The organism is Bradyrhizobium sp. Leaf396 (genome assembly GCF_001424605.1).
Classification (GTDB): domain Bacteria; phylum Pseudomonadota; class Alphaproteobacteria; order Rhizobiales; family Xanthobacteraceae; genus Bradyrhizobium; species Bradyrhizobium japonicum_C.
On record NZ_LMQJ01000008.1, the window covers coordinates 130,050 to 143,470 of the forward strand.

At 64.3% G+C, this 13,421-nt stretch carries 11 protein-coding genes; 10 read left to right on the plus strand and 1 reads right to left on the minus strand.

The genetic code is table 11. The annotated features are described in order from the left end of the window. Positions 1-95 precede the first annotated feature (95 nt). From ASG57_RS10330 to ASG57_RS10375, 10 genes are all read left to right on the plus strand, one after another. Entirely contained in the window at positions 96-1,748 is a 1,653-nt protein-coding gene (locus ASG57_RS10330) for an L-lactate MFS transporter (RefSeq protein ID WP_057196181.1), read from the plus strand. A 290-nt stretch (positions 1,749-2,038) separates the two neighbouring features. Next, a complete protein-coding gene (locus tag ASG57_RS10335) occupies positions 2,039-3,742 on the plus strand; it encodes an NADH-ubiquinone oxidoreductase-F iron-sulfur binding region domain-containing protein (protein WP_057196182.1) in 1,704 nt (567 codons plus the stop codon). Next, positions 3,739-6,507 carry a formate dehydrogenase subunit alpha gene (fdhF, locus tag ASG57_RS10340; RefSeq protein WP_057196183.1) on the plus strand — a complete coding sequence of 923 codons (2,769 nt, stop codon included), beginning with the start codon at positions 3,739-3,741 and terminating at the stop codon, positions 6,505-6,507. The genes ASG57_RS10335 and fdhF overlap by 4 nt, the downstream gene beginning before the upstream one ends. Positions 6,508-6,644: 137 nt before the next feature. Further along, complete coding sequence (gene ybaK / locus ASG57_RS10345; protein WP_057196184.1) at positions 6,645-7,118, plus strand: Cys-tRNA(Pro) deacylase; 474 nt, start codon at positions 6,645-6,647, stop codon at positions 7,116-7,118. An 18-nt stretch (positions 7,119-7,136) separates the two neighbouring features. Beyond that, positions 7,137-8,222, plus strand: coding sequence for a HupE/UreJ family protein (locus ASG57_RS10350; protein WP_057196185.1), 1,086 nt, complete (start codon positions 7,137-7,139; stop codon positions 8,220-8,222). Positions 8,223-8,385: 163 nt separating this feature from the next. Continuing rightward, positions 8,386-8,826, plus strand: coding sequence for a hypothetical protein (locus tag ASG57_RS10355; RefSeq protein WP_057196186.1), 441 nt, complete (start codon positions 8,386-8,388; stop codon positions 8,824-8,826). Further along, positions 8,823-9,680, plus strand: coding sequence for an alpha/beta fold hydrolase (locus ASG57_RS10360; RefSeq protein WP_057196187.1), 858 nt, complete (start codon positions 8,823-8,825; stop codon positions 9,678-9,680). The genes ASG57_RS10355 and ASG57_RS10360 overlap by 4 nt, the downstream gene beginning before the upstream one ends. Before the next feature lie 14 nt (positions 9,681-9,694). Then, positions 9,695-10,891: an ABC transporter substrate-binding protein gene (locus ASG57_RS10365; protein ID WP_057196188.1), complete on the plus strand. Its 1,197-nt coding sequence runs from the start codon at positions 9,695-9,697 to the stop codon at positions 10,889-10,891. Positions 10,892-10,949: 58 nt separating this feature from the next. Continuing rightward, entirely contained in the window at positions 10,950-11,831 is an 882-nt protein-coding gene (locus ASG57_RS10370; protein WP_024341625.1) for an NAD(P)-dependent oxidoreductase, read from the plus strand. A gap of 8 nt (positions 11,832-11,839) precedes the next feature. Further along, entirely contained in the window at positions 11,840-12,595 is a 756-nt protein-coding gene (locus ASG57_RS10375; protein WP_057196189.1) for an IclR family transcriptional regulator, read from the plus strand. Between the two features lie 5 nt (positions 12,596-12,600). Here the strand turns inward: ASG57_RS10375 and ASG57_RS10380 are convergent, their stop codons facing one another. Next, positions 12,601-13,284 carry a GntR family transcriptional regulator gene (locus ASG57_RS10380; RefSeq protein ID WP_024341623.1) on the minus strand — a complete coding sequence of 228 codons (684 nt, stop codon included), beginning with the start codon at positions 13,282-13,284 and terminating at the stop codon, positions 12,601-12,603. Between the last annotated feature and the right edge of the window lie 137 nt (positions 13,285-13,421).

Sequence of the window (13,421 nt, forward strand, 5' to 3'; positions counted from 1 at the left end):
GACGCGAAATCCGACCTGTCATGCGCGGCTGCCGAGCACGCATGGCCGGTCTCAAATCGGTGTGCCGGCAAGGCCGCACTTGGGAGGGAATGCTTATGACGACCGCTGATACCGTTCTTGCACCGGTTGGTGCTCCCGGTTTGCTCGATCGTGAACGCACGATCGCGACCGCCGGTTTCAATCGCTGGCTGGTGCCGCCTGCGGCGCTGTGCATCCATCTGTGCATCGGCATGGCCTACGGCTTCTCGGTCTTCTGGCTGCCGCTGTCGCGCGCGATCGGCGTGACCGCGCCGAAGGCATGTCCGGACATGTCGCTGGTCCAGGAGCTGTTTACGACCACCTGCGACTGGCGGGTCGCCAGCATGGGCTGGATGTACACGCTGTTCTTCGTGCTGCTCGGCATCGCGGCTGCGGTCTGGGGCGGCTGGCTGGAGCGCGTCGGCCCGCGCAAGGCCGGCTTCGTCTCGGCGCTGTGCTGGTGCGGCGGTCTCTTCCTCGGCGCGATCGGCATCTACACCCATCAGCTCTGGCTGCTGTGGCTGGGGTCGGGCGTGATCGGCGGCATCGGTCTCGGCCTCGGCTATATCTCGCCGGTGTCGACGCTCGTGAAATGGTTTCCGGACCGTCGCGGCATGGCGACCGGCATGGCCATCATGGGCTTCGGCGGCGGCGCCATGATCGGCGCGCCATTGGCGAACCTCCTGATGAACTATTTCAAGAGTCCGAGCTCGGTCGGCGTCTGGGAGACCTTCGTCGCGATGGGCGTCATCTACTTCGTGTTCATGATGATCGGCGCATTCCGCTATCGCCTGCCGCCGGCGGGCTGGCAGCCCGAGGGCTGGACCCCGCCGTCCAAGGCCAACGCGATGATCTCGAAGAACAACGTCCATCTTAATGATGCGCACAAGACGCCGCAGTTCTGGCTGATCTGGTGGGTCCTGTGCCTGAACGTGTCGGCTGGCATCGGCGTGATCGGCATGGCCTCGCCGATGCTGCAGGAGATCTTCGGCGGCAAGCTGATCGGCCTGCCGGACGTAGGCTTCAATGCGCTTGATGCAGGACAGAAGGCGCAGATCGCAGCGATCGCTGCGGGCTTCGCCGGGTTGCTCTCGCTGTTCAATATCGGCGGCCGCTTCTTCTGGGCCTCGCTGTCGGACAAGATCGGACGCAAGAACACCTACTACACGTTCTTCATCCTCGGCATCGTGCTGTATGCGCTGGCGCCGACCTTCGCGGCGATGGGCTCGAAGCTGCTGTTCGTGGTCGGTTTCGGCATCATCCTGTCGATGTATGGCGGCGGCTTTGCGACCGTGCCGGCCTATCTTGCCGACATGTTCGGCACCCAGTTCGTCGGCGCCATCCACGGCCGGCTGCTGACGGCGTGGTCGACCGCGGGCATCATTGGTCCCGTGGTTGTGAACTACATCCGCGAGTTCCAGCTTGCGGCCGGCGTGCCGCGCGACCAGCTCTACAACACGACGATGTACATTCTCTGCGCCATGCTGATCGCCGGCCTGATCTGCAACTATCTGATCAAGCCGGTCGACTCGAAATGGCACATGAAGGACGCCGACGTTGCCAAGCTGCAGGCGGCGAGCGCCAGCGCAGCAGCCGCGGGACCGCACGGCTCCTACGGCATCGGCTTTGGCGGGCTCGATGCCAAGGCGGCGCTGTTCTGGGCCTTCGTCGGCATTCCCCTGGCCTGGGGTGTGTGGAAGACGCTGGAGAGCGCGATCAAGATCTTCTGATCGCGCATTCACCGCGGGAGAGCACCATCCGCGCTTCCGCCTAGCTTGGGGCGGGAGCGCGATTTGATTTCGCTATCGCAGCATAGGACGCCTTTATTGATCTCCGGACTAATTCAGGCTTCCTTCTGTCAGTCGGCGTGTCGGACCAACGCAAGACGTGTCCGCGCGCGCTCCAGGGGTGCGTTGCTGCGCTCAACTGCTTCCGCCAGCATGATAACCTGCTTGGCATCTGGCATGCCAGAAGCTAGAACTGCAGTCGTTCTAGAAAGAGACGAGATCGGGACCAATCGATGAGCCACGACGTGCATGAGGTCCGCCCGTTCGAGCATCCGGGCGAGGGGCGCCGGCGCGCCAAGGCCACCCCTAAAGGGCGCCAGATTGATCCGACCGCCGCGCACGAGATCGAGCTTCTGCTTGGCGACAGGCCGCGGCGTCGCGATCTCCTGATCGAATATCTCCACCTGATCCAGGACAAGTACCGCCAGATCTCGGCTGCGCATCTGGCCGCGCTCGCCGACGAGATGAAGCTCTCATTTGCAGAGGTGTTCGAGACGGCAACCTTCTACGCGCATTTCGACGTGGTGAAGGAAGGCGAGCCGGACATCCCGCCGCTGACGATCCGCGTCTGCGATTCGCTGACCTGCGCGATGCTTGGCGGCGAGAAGCTGCTCGAGGATCTGCAGAGCGCGTCCGGGCCTGGCATCCGCGTCGTGCGCGCGCCCTGCGTCGGCCGTTGTGATACCGCGCCCACGGCAGAGGTCGGTCACAACTTCGTCGACCATGCCACCGTCGCCAATGTGATAAAGGCGGCCAAGGCCGGCGACACTCACGCGCATCTGCCTGAATATACCGGCTATGAGGCCTATGTCGCCGCCGGCGGCTACAGGCTCCTCGATCGCGTACGCTCGGGCGAGCTGTCGAAGGACGATCTCCTGAAGGCGCTCGACGACGCTTCGCTGCGCGGACTCGGCGGCGCGGGCTTTCCCACAGGGCGCAAATGGCGCGCCGTGCTCGGCGAGCCAGGGCCGCGGCTGATGGCGATCAACGGCGATGAGGGCGAGCCCGGCACGTTCAAGGACCGTCATTACCTCGAAACCGATCCGCATCGCTTCATCGAGGGCATGCTGATCGGCGCGCATGTCGTGCAGGCCTCCGATGTCTACATCTATCTTCGCGACGAATATCCGGCCTCGCGCGAGATTCTCCAGCGCGAGATCGCAAAGCTGCCGCCGGGCGGGCCGACGCTGCACCTGCGGCGCGGTGCCGGCGCTTACATCTGCGGTGAGGAATCCTCGCTGCTGGAGAGCATCGAGGGCAAGCGCGGCCTGCCCAGGCACAAGCCACCTTATCCGTTCCAGGTCGGCCTGTTCGGGCTGCCGACGCTCATCAACAATATCGAGACGCTGTGGTGGGTGCGCGACATCGTCGAGAAGGGCGCCGAATGGTGGAGGGGCCATGGTCGCCACGAGCGTCATGGTCTCCGCAGCTTCTCGGTCTCGGGACGCGTGAAGGATCCCGGCATGAAGCTCGCCCCCGCCGGCATCACCGTACGCGAGCTGATCGACGAATATTGCGGCGGCATGGCCGACGGCCATCAGTTCTACGCCTATCTTCCGGGCGGTGCGTCCGGCGGCATCCTGCCGGCGTCGATGGACGACATTCCGCTCGATTTCGGCACGCTGGAGAAATACGGCTGCTTCATCGGATCGGCGGCGATCGTGATCCTGTCTCAGAAGGACAGCGTGCGCGCAGCGGCGCTGAACCTGATGAAGTTCTTCGAGGACGAGAGCTGCGGCCAATGCACTCCGTGCCGCGTCGGAACGCAAAAGGCGGCGCTGCTGATGCAGAAGCCGGTCTGGAACCGTGCCTTGCTGGAAGAATTGAGCCAGGCGATGCGCGATGCCTCGATCTGCGGGCTCGGACAGGCGGCATCGAATCCGCTCTCATCCGTGATCAAATATTTCCCTGACGAGTTCAAGGAAGCGGCCGAATGACCAAGATTACGTTCGAGCTCGACGGCAAGCAGGTCGAGGCCAATCCCGGCGAAACGATCTGGCAGGTTGCAAAACGCCAGGGGCGGGAGATTCCGCATCTGTGCTATTCGCCGGCGCCGGACTATCGCCCCGACGGCAATTGCCGCGCCTGCATGGTCGAGATCGAGGGCGAGCGGGTGCTGGCGGCGTCCTGCAAGCGCACGCCATCGGTCGGCATGAAGGTGAAGACCGAGTCGGCGCGTGCAGTGTCCGCGCAGAAGATGGTGATGGAGCTGCTGGTCGCCGACCAGCCGGCGCGCGAGACCTCGCACGATCCAGACTCGAAGTTCTGGCATTGGGCCGAAACGACAGGCATCACCGAGAGCCGCTTCCCCGCCGCCGAGCGGTGGACGACCGACGCCAGCCATCCGGCGATGCGCGTCAATCTCGATGCCTGCATCCAGTGCGGCCTGTGCGTGCGCGCCTGTCGCGAGGTCCAGGTCAACGACGTCATCGGCATGGCCTATCGTAACCACGGCGCAAAGGTCGTGTTCGACTTCGACGACCCCATGGGCGAGTCCACCTGCGTCGCCTGCGGCGAGTGCGTGCAGGCCTGTCCGACCGGCGCCTTGATGCCGGCCGTGATGCTGGACGACAAGCAGACCCGCGTCACCTTTCCCGACAGGAAGGTCGATTCGCTCTGCCCGTTCTGCGGCGTCGGCTGCCAGGTCACCTACGACGTCAAGGACGAGAAGGTGATCTACGCCGAGGGCCGCGACGGCCCCGCCAATCACAATCGGCTTTGTGTGAAGGGCCGCTTCGGCTTCGACTACATCCATCATCCGCATCGTCTCACCAGGCCGCTGGTGCGGCTGCCGAATGCGAAGAAGGATGCCAATGACCAGGTCGACCCGGCCAATCCGTTCACGCATTTCCGCGAAGCGAGCTGGGAGGAAGCGCTCGATATCGCCGCCAAGGGGCTCGTCAAGATCCGCGACGAGAACGGCGTGAAGGCGCTCGCCGGCTTCGGCTCGGCCAAGGGCTCCAACGAAGAGGCCTATTTGTTCCAGAAGCTGGTGCGCACCGGCTTCGGCTCGAACAATGTCGACCACTGCACGCGGCTGTGCCACGCCTCGTCGGTGGCGGCGCTGTTCGAAGGCCTGAGCTCGGGCGCGGTGTCGGCGCCGTTTGCCGCGGCGATGGATGCCGAAGTCATCATCGTGATCGGCGCCAATCCGACCGTGAACCATCCGGTTGCGGCGACCTTCATCAAAAACGCTGTCAAGCAGAATGGCGCAAAACTGTTCGTGATGGATCCGCGCCGGCAGACGCTGTCGCGCCACGCCACCAAGCATCTGCAGTTCAAGCCTGGCTCCGACGTCGCCATGCTCAACGCGATGATCAATACGATTATCACCGAGGGTCTGACCGACGACCAGTACATTGCCGGCTACACCGAAGGGTTCGACGAGCTCAAGGAGAAGATCAAGGAGTTCACGCCGGAGAAGATGGAGGCGATCTGCGGTATCCCGGCGCAGACCCTGCGCGAGGTGGCGCGGACCTATGCCCGCGCAAAGTCGTCCATCATCTTCTGGGGCATGGGCATCAGCCAGCACGTCCACGGCACCGACAATGCGCGCTGCCTGATCGCGCTGGCGTTGATCACCGGCCAGGTCGGCCGTCCCGGCACCGGCCTGCATCCGCTGCGTGGCCAGAACAACGTGCAGGGCGCCTCCGATGCCGGCCTGATCCCGATGTTCCTGCCGGACTATCAGCCGGTCGGGCGCGACGACATGCGCAGCAATTTCGAGAAGCTCTGGCTGCAGGATCTCGATCCCGTCCGCGGCCTGACCGTGGTCGAGATCATGAATGCGATCCACGCCGGCGAGATCAAGGGCATGTATATCGAGGGCGAGAACCCCGCGATGTCCGACCCGGATCTCCAGCATGCGCGTCAGGCGCTGGCGATGCTCGATCACCTCGTGGTGCAGGATCTCTTCGTCACCGAGACCGCGTTCCATGCCGACGTGATCCTGCCGGCGTCCGCCTTCGCGGAGAAGGACGGCTCCTTCACCAACACCGACCGCCGCGTGCAACTCGCACGCCAGGTGGTCAAGCCGCCCGGTGATGCGCGGCAGGATCTCTGGATCATCCAGGAGATCGGCAAGCGCATGGGCTTGCCATGGAATTATTCCGGGCCCGGCGACGTCTTCACCGAGATGGCGCAACTGATGCCGTCGCTCAAGAACATCACCTGGGAACGTCTCGTGCGCGAAGGCGCGGTCACCTACCCCGTCGACGATCCGGACAAGCCCGGCAACGAGATCATCTTCACCACCGGCTTCCCGACCGCGAACGGCCGGGGCAAGATCGTGCCGGCCAAGGTGATCCCGCCGGACGAGATTCCGGACGATGAATATCCGATGGTGCTGTCGACCGGCCGGGTGCTGGAGCACTGGCACACCGGCTCGATGACGCGCCGCGCACAGGTGCTCGACCAGATCGAGCCCGAGGCGGTCGCGTTCATGTCGCCAAAGGACATGCGCAAGAAGAGGCTGATGCCGGGCGACTTCATCCGCCTGGAGACGCGCCGCGGCGCGGTCGAGGTCAAGGTCCGCTCCGACCGTGATGTGCCGGAGAACATGGTGTTCATGCCGTTCTGCTATGCGGAGGCGGCCGCGAACCTGCTGACCAACCCGGCGCTCGATCCGTTTGGCAAGATCCCGGAGTTCAAGTTCTGCGCGGCGCGGGCTGAGCGCGCCGAGATGCGGGACGCGGCGGAGTAGGGGACGCCGGAGGTGTGACCCTCGTCTGCGCCCACACCGTCATTGCGAGCGTAGCGAAGCAATCCAGACTGTCCGCGGTGGGATCCTGGATTGCTTCGCCGTTTCGCTCCTCGCAGTGTCGGTGGTAGATATGGCCCATGTCCAGGGTCACCCCAGCCACGCGAGCGCTCACCGCCGCCGGTGTCGCCTTCACCATCCACGCCTACGACTACGATCCCGACGCCGAGAGCATCGGGCTGCAAGCTGCATCAGCACTCGGTGAGGATCCCGCGCGCGTCCTGAAGACGCTGATGGCGCAGGTAGACGGCAAGCCGGTCTGCGTGGTCGTGCCGTCCGACCGTGAAGTCTCGATGAAGAAGCTCGCCGCCGCCATGGCCGGCAAGTCGGCGCAGATGATGAAGCCGCCCGAGGCGGAACGCGTCACCGGCTACAAGGTCGGTGGCATCAGCCCGTTCGGGCAGCGTAAGCCCGCGCGCACCGTGATCGAGCGGAGTGCGCTCGCGCATGACATGGTCTATCTCAATGGCGGTCAACGCGGCTTGCAGGTGCGGCTGAAGCCGGCCGATGCTCGGGGCGTCCTCAACGCGGTCGTGGCGGATGTGCTGGCGTGAGCGGGATGGAGCGGGGTCATGAGGCGGTTGCTTCTGCCGTGGCTTGCGGTCCTGCTCGGCATCTGTGTCCCGGCTGAGGCGCATCAGGTCAACCTCGTCACGGCGCGCGTGGCGTTGAGCCCCGATCGCGCGGTCAGCATCGAACTTGGACTGAAGGGCAGCGATGTCGATCGCCTGATCGGTTTGCGTACGTACGACCCCAGGCAAGACGCGGTCGATCCCGCCGCGGTCGAAGCAGCCAAATCCGCCATCCTCGCCTATATGAGCACGCACCTAGCTGTCACGGGCGGTGCCAAGCCCTGTGCGGCCGGAGATGCGGCGATCCTGGCCGACGGCGACGGCATCATCTATCGCAACGGCTTTGCCTGCGCTGATGCCGCCGGCGACATCGTCTATCGTTCGACCGTGTTGACCGATAAGGATCCGGCCGCACGTCAAATCGTACTGATTGCGCAAGGCCGGTCGGAGGCGCAGGCCTTGCTCGATGCAGGCAACACGACAGTCACGCTTTCAGCCGCGCCGCCGTCGCTGCTGTCGACGATGCAGCGCTATGTCCTCACCGGGATCGAACACATCTTTCTCGGCTACGATCACGTCGCATTTCTGGTTGCCGTGGTGCTGTGGGCAAGACGGCTCATTCCTGTGGTCAAGATCGTGACTGCCTTCACCATCGCCCATTCGATCACCTTGTCGCTCGCCGCACTTGACGTTCTCGTCATCCCGAGCCGCATCGTGGAGCCCGCAATCGCAGCCTCGATCGTCTTCGTCGCCGTGGAGAACTTCTTCTCGCGCGACGTCGACAAGCGTTGGCGCGCGGCGTTTCTGTTCGGACTGATCCACGGCTTCGGCTTCGCCGGCGTGCTTCGCGAGATCGGGCTGCCGCCGAACGCAGCGGCGACGGCGCTTGCCGCTTTCAATATCGGCGTCGAAATCGGACAGGTTGCCATCGTTGCGATCGCGTTGCCGATCCTCCGTTTGGCCGACCGACCCAGCCTTGAAGACCGTTCCGAACCGGTGAGGGCGCCGGCGCTGGTCTACGCGCTGTCCGCGATCATCGGCGTGCTTGGCGGCTATTGGTTGCTTGCGCGCGTCTTCGAGGCCTAATCTCGAGCCGACAACTCCCGAGACAGCCCTCCTGTTGAAGCCCCTCGCGACGGCATGCGGCTCCTTGAGCATCACACCCACTTGAGTTCGGGCGGGAGGCCTGTATAGAACTAGAATATAAATAGAATGACGTTCTGTACAGCAGAATAAGGGAGGCGAGACGATGGAATCGAGACTGGTTCGTCACGACACCGATCCGGTGCCGTTCGCGCCGGACGCCGTCATCGCAGCCTTCAAGACGATCCCGGACTTGCTGGCACACGACGCTGATTTGACCGTCCGCGGACGCTGGCTCGACGTCGACTGCCTGCTCGGCCCGAGCACCCAGCCATTTCACGTCGCCATCCGCGCCGGGCAGATCGTGGATATGACGCCGGCACCTGTCCTGATGCGCACCTGGCGGTTCGCCTATCGTGCGACGCCGGCTGCACTTGCTGCCCATTGGCAGCAGATGCCACCGGCCGGCTGGCATGACCTGCTCGCGCTGACCAAGCGCGGACAGGCGACCCTTGAAGGGGATCTGCATCCCTTCATGACGCATCTTCAGTATTTCAAGGATCTGCTGGCGTTGCCCCGGCGGAGCGGTTTCGGAGGTGCGTCATGAACGGCTTCATCGAGCCGATCGTCGGGCGCTACGTGCACGTCGAAATCAATGGAGAGATCAACCGGATCTATTTCGAGGAGAACGGCAGCGGCATTCCCTTGGTCTGCCTCCACACCGCCGGTTCTGACGCGCGGCAATGGCGCCACTTGCTGACCGATCCCGAGTTCACCGGACATTTCCGCGTCGTCGCCTTCGACATGCCTTGGCACGGCAAGTCCAATCCGCCTGACAGCCAATATGGCACCGAGTATCGGCTGACCACCGCGAGCTACACGGCAACCATCCGCGCGTTCTGCAACGCGCTGAAGCTGGAGCGCCCGGTGGTGATGGGGTGCTCGATCGGCGGCCGTATCGTGCTCAATCTGGCCATCGAGCATGCGCGCGAGTTTCGCGCATTGATCGGGCTGGAGGCCGCGGACTTCCAGCAACCCTGGTACGACACGGCTTGGCTGAACCGGCCCGACGTTCATGGCGGCGAGGTCTGCGCCGCGCTGGTCTCCGGGCTGATCGCGCCCAACGGCCCGGAAGCCTCGCGCGACGAGACGCTGTGGGGCTACAAGCAGGGTGGCCCCGGCATCTTCAAGGGCGATCTCTATTTCTATCGCGTCGACGGCGATCTGCGCGGGCGCACCTCTGACATCGACGTCAACCAGTGCCCGCTTTATCTCCTCACCGGCGAGTACGATTTCTCCTGCACGCCGGAAGACACGCTGCGCACCGCCGCCGGCATTCCCGGTGCCAAGGCGACGGTGATGGAGCGGCTCGGCCACTTTCCGATGAGTGAGAACCCGGAACAGTTCCGGCGCTACATCGCGCCGGTGCTGCAAGACATCCTCGATAAGCAGAATTATTGAAAGGGAGCGTAGTTATGAAGTTGCGTTGGATGATGGCGGCGATTCTGGCCGCACAAGCGAGCACTGCGTTTGCAGCCGACAATGTGATCAGGATTGGCGTGCTCAACGACCAGTCGGGCGTGTTCGCCGACAATGGCGGGCGCGGCTCGGTGGTCGCTGCAAAGCTCGCCGCAGAGGACTTCGGCAACGAGCTGCTCGGCAAGAAGATCGAGATCATTTCGGCCGACCATCAGAACAAGCCCGACATCGCATCGGCCACCGCGCGCAAATGGTTCGACAATGAAGGCGTCGACATGATTGCGGACGGCGCGGCCTCGTCGGCCGGCTTTGCCATCCTCGAAGTTGCGAAACAGAAGAACAAGATCTTCGTCATCTCTGGCCCCGGCTCGTCCGACTTCACCGGGAAATCCTGCTCGCCGGTCAGCTTCCACTTCAACTACGACACCTACGCGCTGTCCAAGCTCACCAGTGACGCGATCACGCGGGCCGGCGGCAAAACCTGGTACTTCGTGACGGCCGACTACGCTTTCGGCCACGCGCTTCAACGCGATGCCACGAAATTCATCGAGGCCGCGGGCGGCAAGGTGATCGGCTCGGCCGCCCATCCGCTCGGCACCGCTGATTTTGCGTCCTTCCTGTTGCAGGCGCAGGGCTCGAAGGCCGACGTTGTTGGGCTTGCGACGTCGGGCGCAGACGTGCAGACCGCTATCAAGCAGGCTGGTGAATTCGGTATCGTCGAGGGTGGCCAGAAGCTCGCTGGTCTGCTCGTTTTCATCACGGACGTGAACTCGCTGGGCCTGAAGGTCACCCAAGGCTTGCAGGTGACGACCTCGTTCTATTGGGACCTCAACGAGCAGACCCGTGCCTGGTCGAAGCGCTACGCCGCGCAGATGGACGGCAAGGTCGCCAGCATGGTGCAGGCCGGCGTCTATAGCGGCGTCCACCACTACCTTTCAGCCGTTAAGGCAGCCGGTACCACCGATGCGACCGCCGTTGCCGCCAAGATGCACGAGCTGAAGGTCAATGATATGTACAACAAGGACGTTGCGATCCGCCCGGACGGACGCGTGCTGCATACCATGTACCTGGTGCAGGTGAAGAAACCGGAGGAGTCCAAGTATAAGTTCGACTATTACCGGGTCGTCAGCTCCAAGCCGGGCGAAGAAGTGTTCCGCCCGATGAGCGAAGGCGGCTGCCCGCTGGTGAAGTAACCGCGTCGGCCGGGCAGGCTGTACCTGCCCGGCCGGAAGATTTCGAGGAGAGTACGGAATGTCTGGTTCGATTGGGTTCATCGGTCTTGGCGTCATGGGCGAGCCGATCTGCCGCAACCTGTTGCGCAAGAGCGGCCGGGCGGTGCTCGCGTTCGACCTTGCCGCGGAGCCGCTGGCGCGGATCGTGGACGACGGGGCCACGGCGGCGAAGTCGATCGGGGATCTCGTCACCGGCGCAGAGACCATCTTCCTGTGCCTGCCTAGCGCGAGGCACGTGATGTCGGTCTTCGAGGGCATTTTGCCGGTGATCAGAAATGGCCAGACCGTGATCGATCTCGGCACCTCCGATGTCGGCCTAACGCGGTCGTTCGCCAAGCAGCTCGCTGACAAGGGTGCGCTTTGGATCGACGCCCCGATCGCGCGCACGCGCCAGGCTGCGCAGGACGGCACGCTCAGCGTCATGGTTGGCGCCACACCCGAGCACTTTGCCAGGGTCGAGCCGTTGATCCGGCATTTCGCAACGGACGTCACCCTCTGCGGAGGCACCGGGGCCGGACAGGTGACGAAGATCCTGAACAACATGGTTCTGTTCGAGACCGTCAATGCGCTGGCGGAGGCGGTCGCGATCGCCAAGCACAGCGGCGTCGAGCCGAAGCTGCTGCTGGAGACGCTGTCCAAGGGGTCAGCGGACAGCTTTGCGCTGCGTAATCACGGCATGAAGGCGATCGTTGCCAAGGATTTTCCTCTGCGGGCGTTCTCCACCGAATATGCAATGAAGGACCTTTCCTATGCGCTGGAGCTTGGCGCGCAAGCCGGGCTAAATCTGCGCGGCGCGGCGCTGATGCGCACCATCTTCCAGGAGACGATCGACAAGGGCATGGGCGATGCGTATTTTCCCGTTATCGCAAAGCTCATCGACCCCTCCGGATTTCCCCAATAGGACACGCCATGCCTTCGCCCGGCGTCGCAGCCGTCGACCGTGCCCTGAGCATCCTGGCCGCCTTCGAGGACGCGCCGGAGCCGATGACGCTCGCTGAGCTCGCCCGGCGCACCAAGATGTACAAAAGCACGCTGTTGCGGCTGATGACGTCTCTTCAGGAATTCGGCTACCTCGTGCAGTTCGCCGACGGTCGTTACCATCTCGGGCCGACACCGTTCCGGCTCGGCGCGGTCTACCAGCGCAGCAACAATCTGCATGATCGCGTGGTGCCGCTGCTGCGTCAGCTCGTCGCCGACGGCACGGAAAGTCCATCGTATCACGTGCGGCATGATGCGAAGCGCAGGCTCTGCGTCTTCCGGGTCGATTCCCAACACTCGACGCTCGACCGCGTCGAGGCCGGCATGCTGCTGCCGTTGGACCGCGGCGCGGCCGGACGGATTATCCTGGCCTTCGACGGGGAGAAGGGCGAGGCCTACGACGAGATTCGCGAGGGTTGCATCGCAGTGTCCTTTGGCGAGCGCGATCCCGATTGCGCCGGGCTTGCCTGCCCGGTGTTCGGTCCTGGCGGCAAATGCGTCGGTGCCCTGTCGCTCTCAGGGCCGAAGCCGCGCTTCACGCGGGACAATATCAAGGCGATGGCGTCGCTGTTGCTGAGAGCCGCCGTCCGCCTGACGCGTGCGCTGGGTGGCCCGACCGAGCTGCTCGACAGTGCCTTATCGGCTTCGGCTGAAGATGTGCGTCCCGCGCGAGGGGCGAGGCGCTAGGGGGCCTACTGTTTCTGCAGCAGCTTCAGCCGGCAGCGTAGCGCCTCGCGGATATGCGCCCGCGCGAGCTGCTCGGCCTTGTCGCCGTCGCGCGCCGCAATCGCGGCGATGATCGCCTGATGCTCGCTATGGCTGGTCGAGGGGCGTCCGGTCACCGTGAAGGTGGTCGGGCCGAGCAGGGCGATCCAGTCCTGCAATTCCCGCGACGCATTGTCGAGATAGCGGTTGCGCGCCGCCCGGCAGATGGCTTCGTGAAAAGCCCGGTTGAGCCTTGCCATCTCGGCCTTGTCGGTCTTGGCCGCCGCGACGAAAGCCTGCTCGATATCCCCGAGCGCGTCGATCTCCGGGGTAGAGGCGTGCTCGGCAGCGAGGCGCGCCGCGGCCCCTTCCATGATCTCGCGCATGGCATAGAGCTCGAGCACCTCGGAAATGTCGAGATTGCGCACGATCAGCCCGCGGCCACCGGCTGGCTCGACGAAGCCGCGCGCGGCGAGGCGCCCCAGGGCTTCCCGCACGGGCGTGCGGCTCACGTTCAGCCGCTGCGCCACTTCCTCTTCGCGCAATCGGTCGCCGGCGCGGTAGCTGCCGGCCTGCAGCGCCTCGCACAGCGAGCGGAATACGGCTTCGCCCAATGCGACACCGCCGCCGCGCGCGATCGATCCGCTTGCCTTCGCCGGACGCCTTGCCATGGTTTCCCCGGGGCGCATCCTGCCCATGCAGAGATGCCGGTTGCTCCATTCTCGTATATCTTTGTATACAAACGTGCGCAATGGCGGGTCCAGGCCGCCTGCGGGTAGAATGTCTCCAACTGCGTCGCATCGGGCAG

What these genes read in the sequence shown, in the direction of transcription:
- ASG57_RS10365 (WP_057196188.1), top strand. Translation starts at nt 9,695, where the DNA reads ATGAAGTTGCGTTGGATGATGGCGGCGATTCTGGCCGCACAAGCGAGC.
- ASG57_RS10370 (WP_024341625.1), top strand. Translation starts at nt 10,950, where the DNA reads ATGTCTGGTTCGATTGGGTTCATCGGTCTTGGCGTCATGGGCGAGCCG.
- ybaK (WP_057196184.1), top strand. Translation starts at nt 6,645, where the DNA reads ATGTCCAGGGTCACCCCAGCCACGCGAGCGCTCACCGCCGCCGGTGTC.
- ASG57_RS10350 (WP_057196185.1), top strand. Translation starts at nt 7,137, where the DNA reads ATGAGGCGGTTGCTTCTGCCGTGGCTTGCGGTCCTGCTCGGCATCTGT.
- ASG57_RS10330 (WP_057196181.1), top strand. Translation starts at nt 96, where the DNA reads ATGACGACCGCTGATACCGTTCTTGCACCGGTTGGTGCTCCCGGTTTG.
- fdhF (WP_057196183.1), top strand. Translation starts at nt 3,739, where the DNA reads ATGACCAAGATTACGTTCGAGCTCGACGGCAAGCAGGTCGAGGCCAAT.
- ASG57_RS10360 (WP_057196187.1), top strand. Translation starts at nt 8,823, where the DNA reads ATGAACGGCTTCATCGAGCCGATCGTCGGGCGCTACGTGCACGTCGAA.
- ASG57_RS10380 (WP_024341623.1), bottom strand. Translation starts at nt 13,284, where the DNA reads ATGGCAAGGCGTCCGGCGAAGGCAAGCGGATCGATCGCGCGCGGCGGC.
- ASG57_RS10355 (WP_057196186.1), top strand. Translation starts at nt 8,386, where the DNA reads ATGGAATCGAGACTGGTTCGTCACGACACCGATCCGGTGCCGTTCGCG.
- ASG57_RS10375 (WP_057196189.1), top strand. Translation starts at nt 11,840, where the DNA reads ATGCCTTCGCCCGGCGTCGCAGCCGTCGACCGTGCCCTGAGCATCCTG.
- ASG57_RS10335 (WP_057196182.1), top strand. Translation starts at nt 2,039, where the DNA reads ATGAGCCACGACGTGCATGAGGTCCGCCCGTTCGAGCATCCGGGCGAG.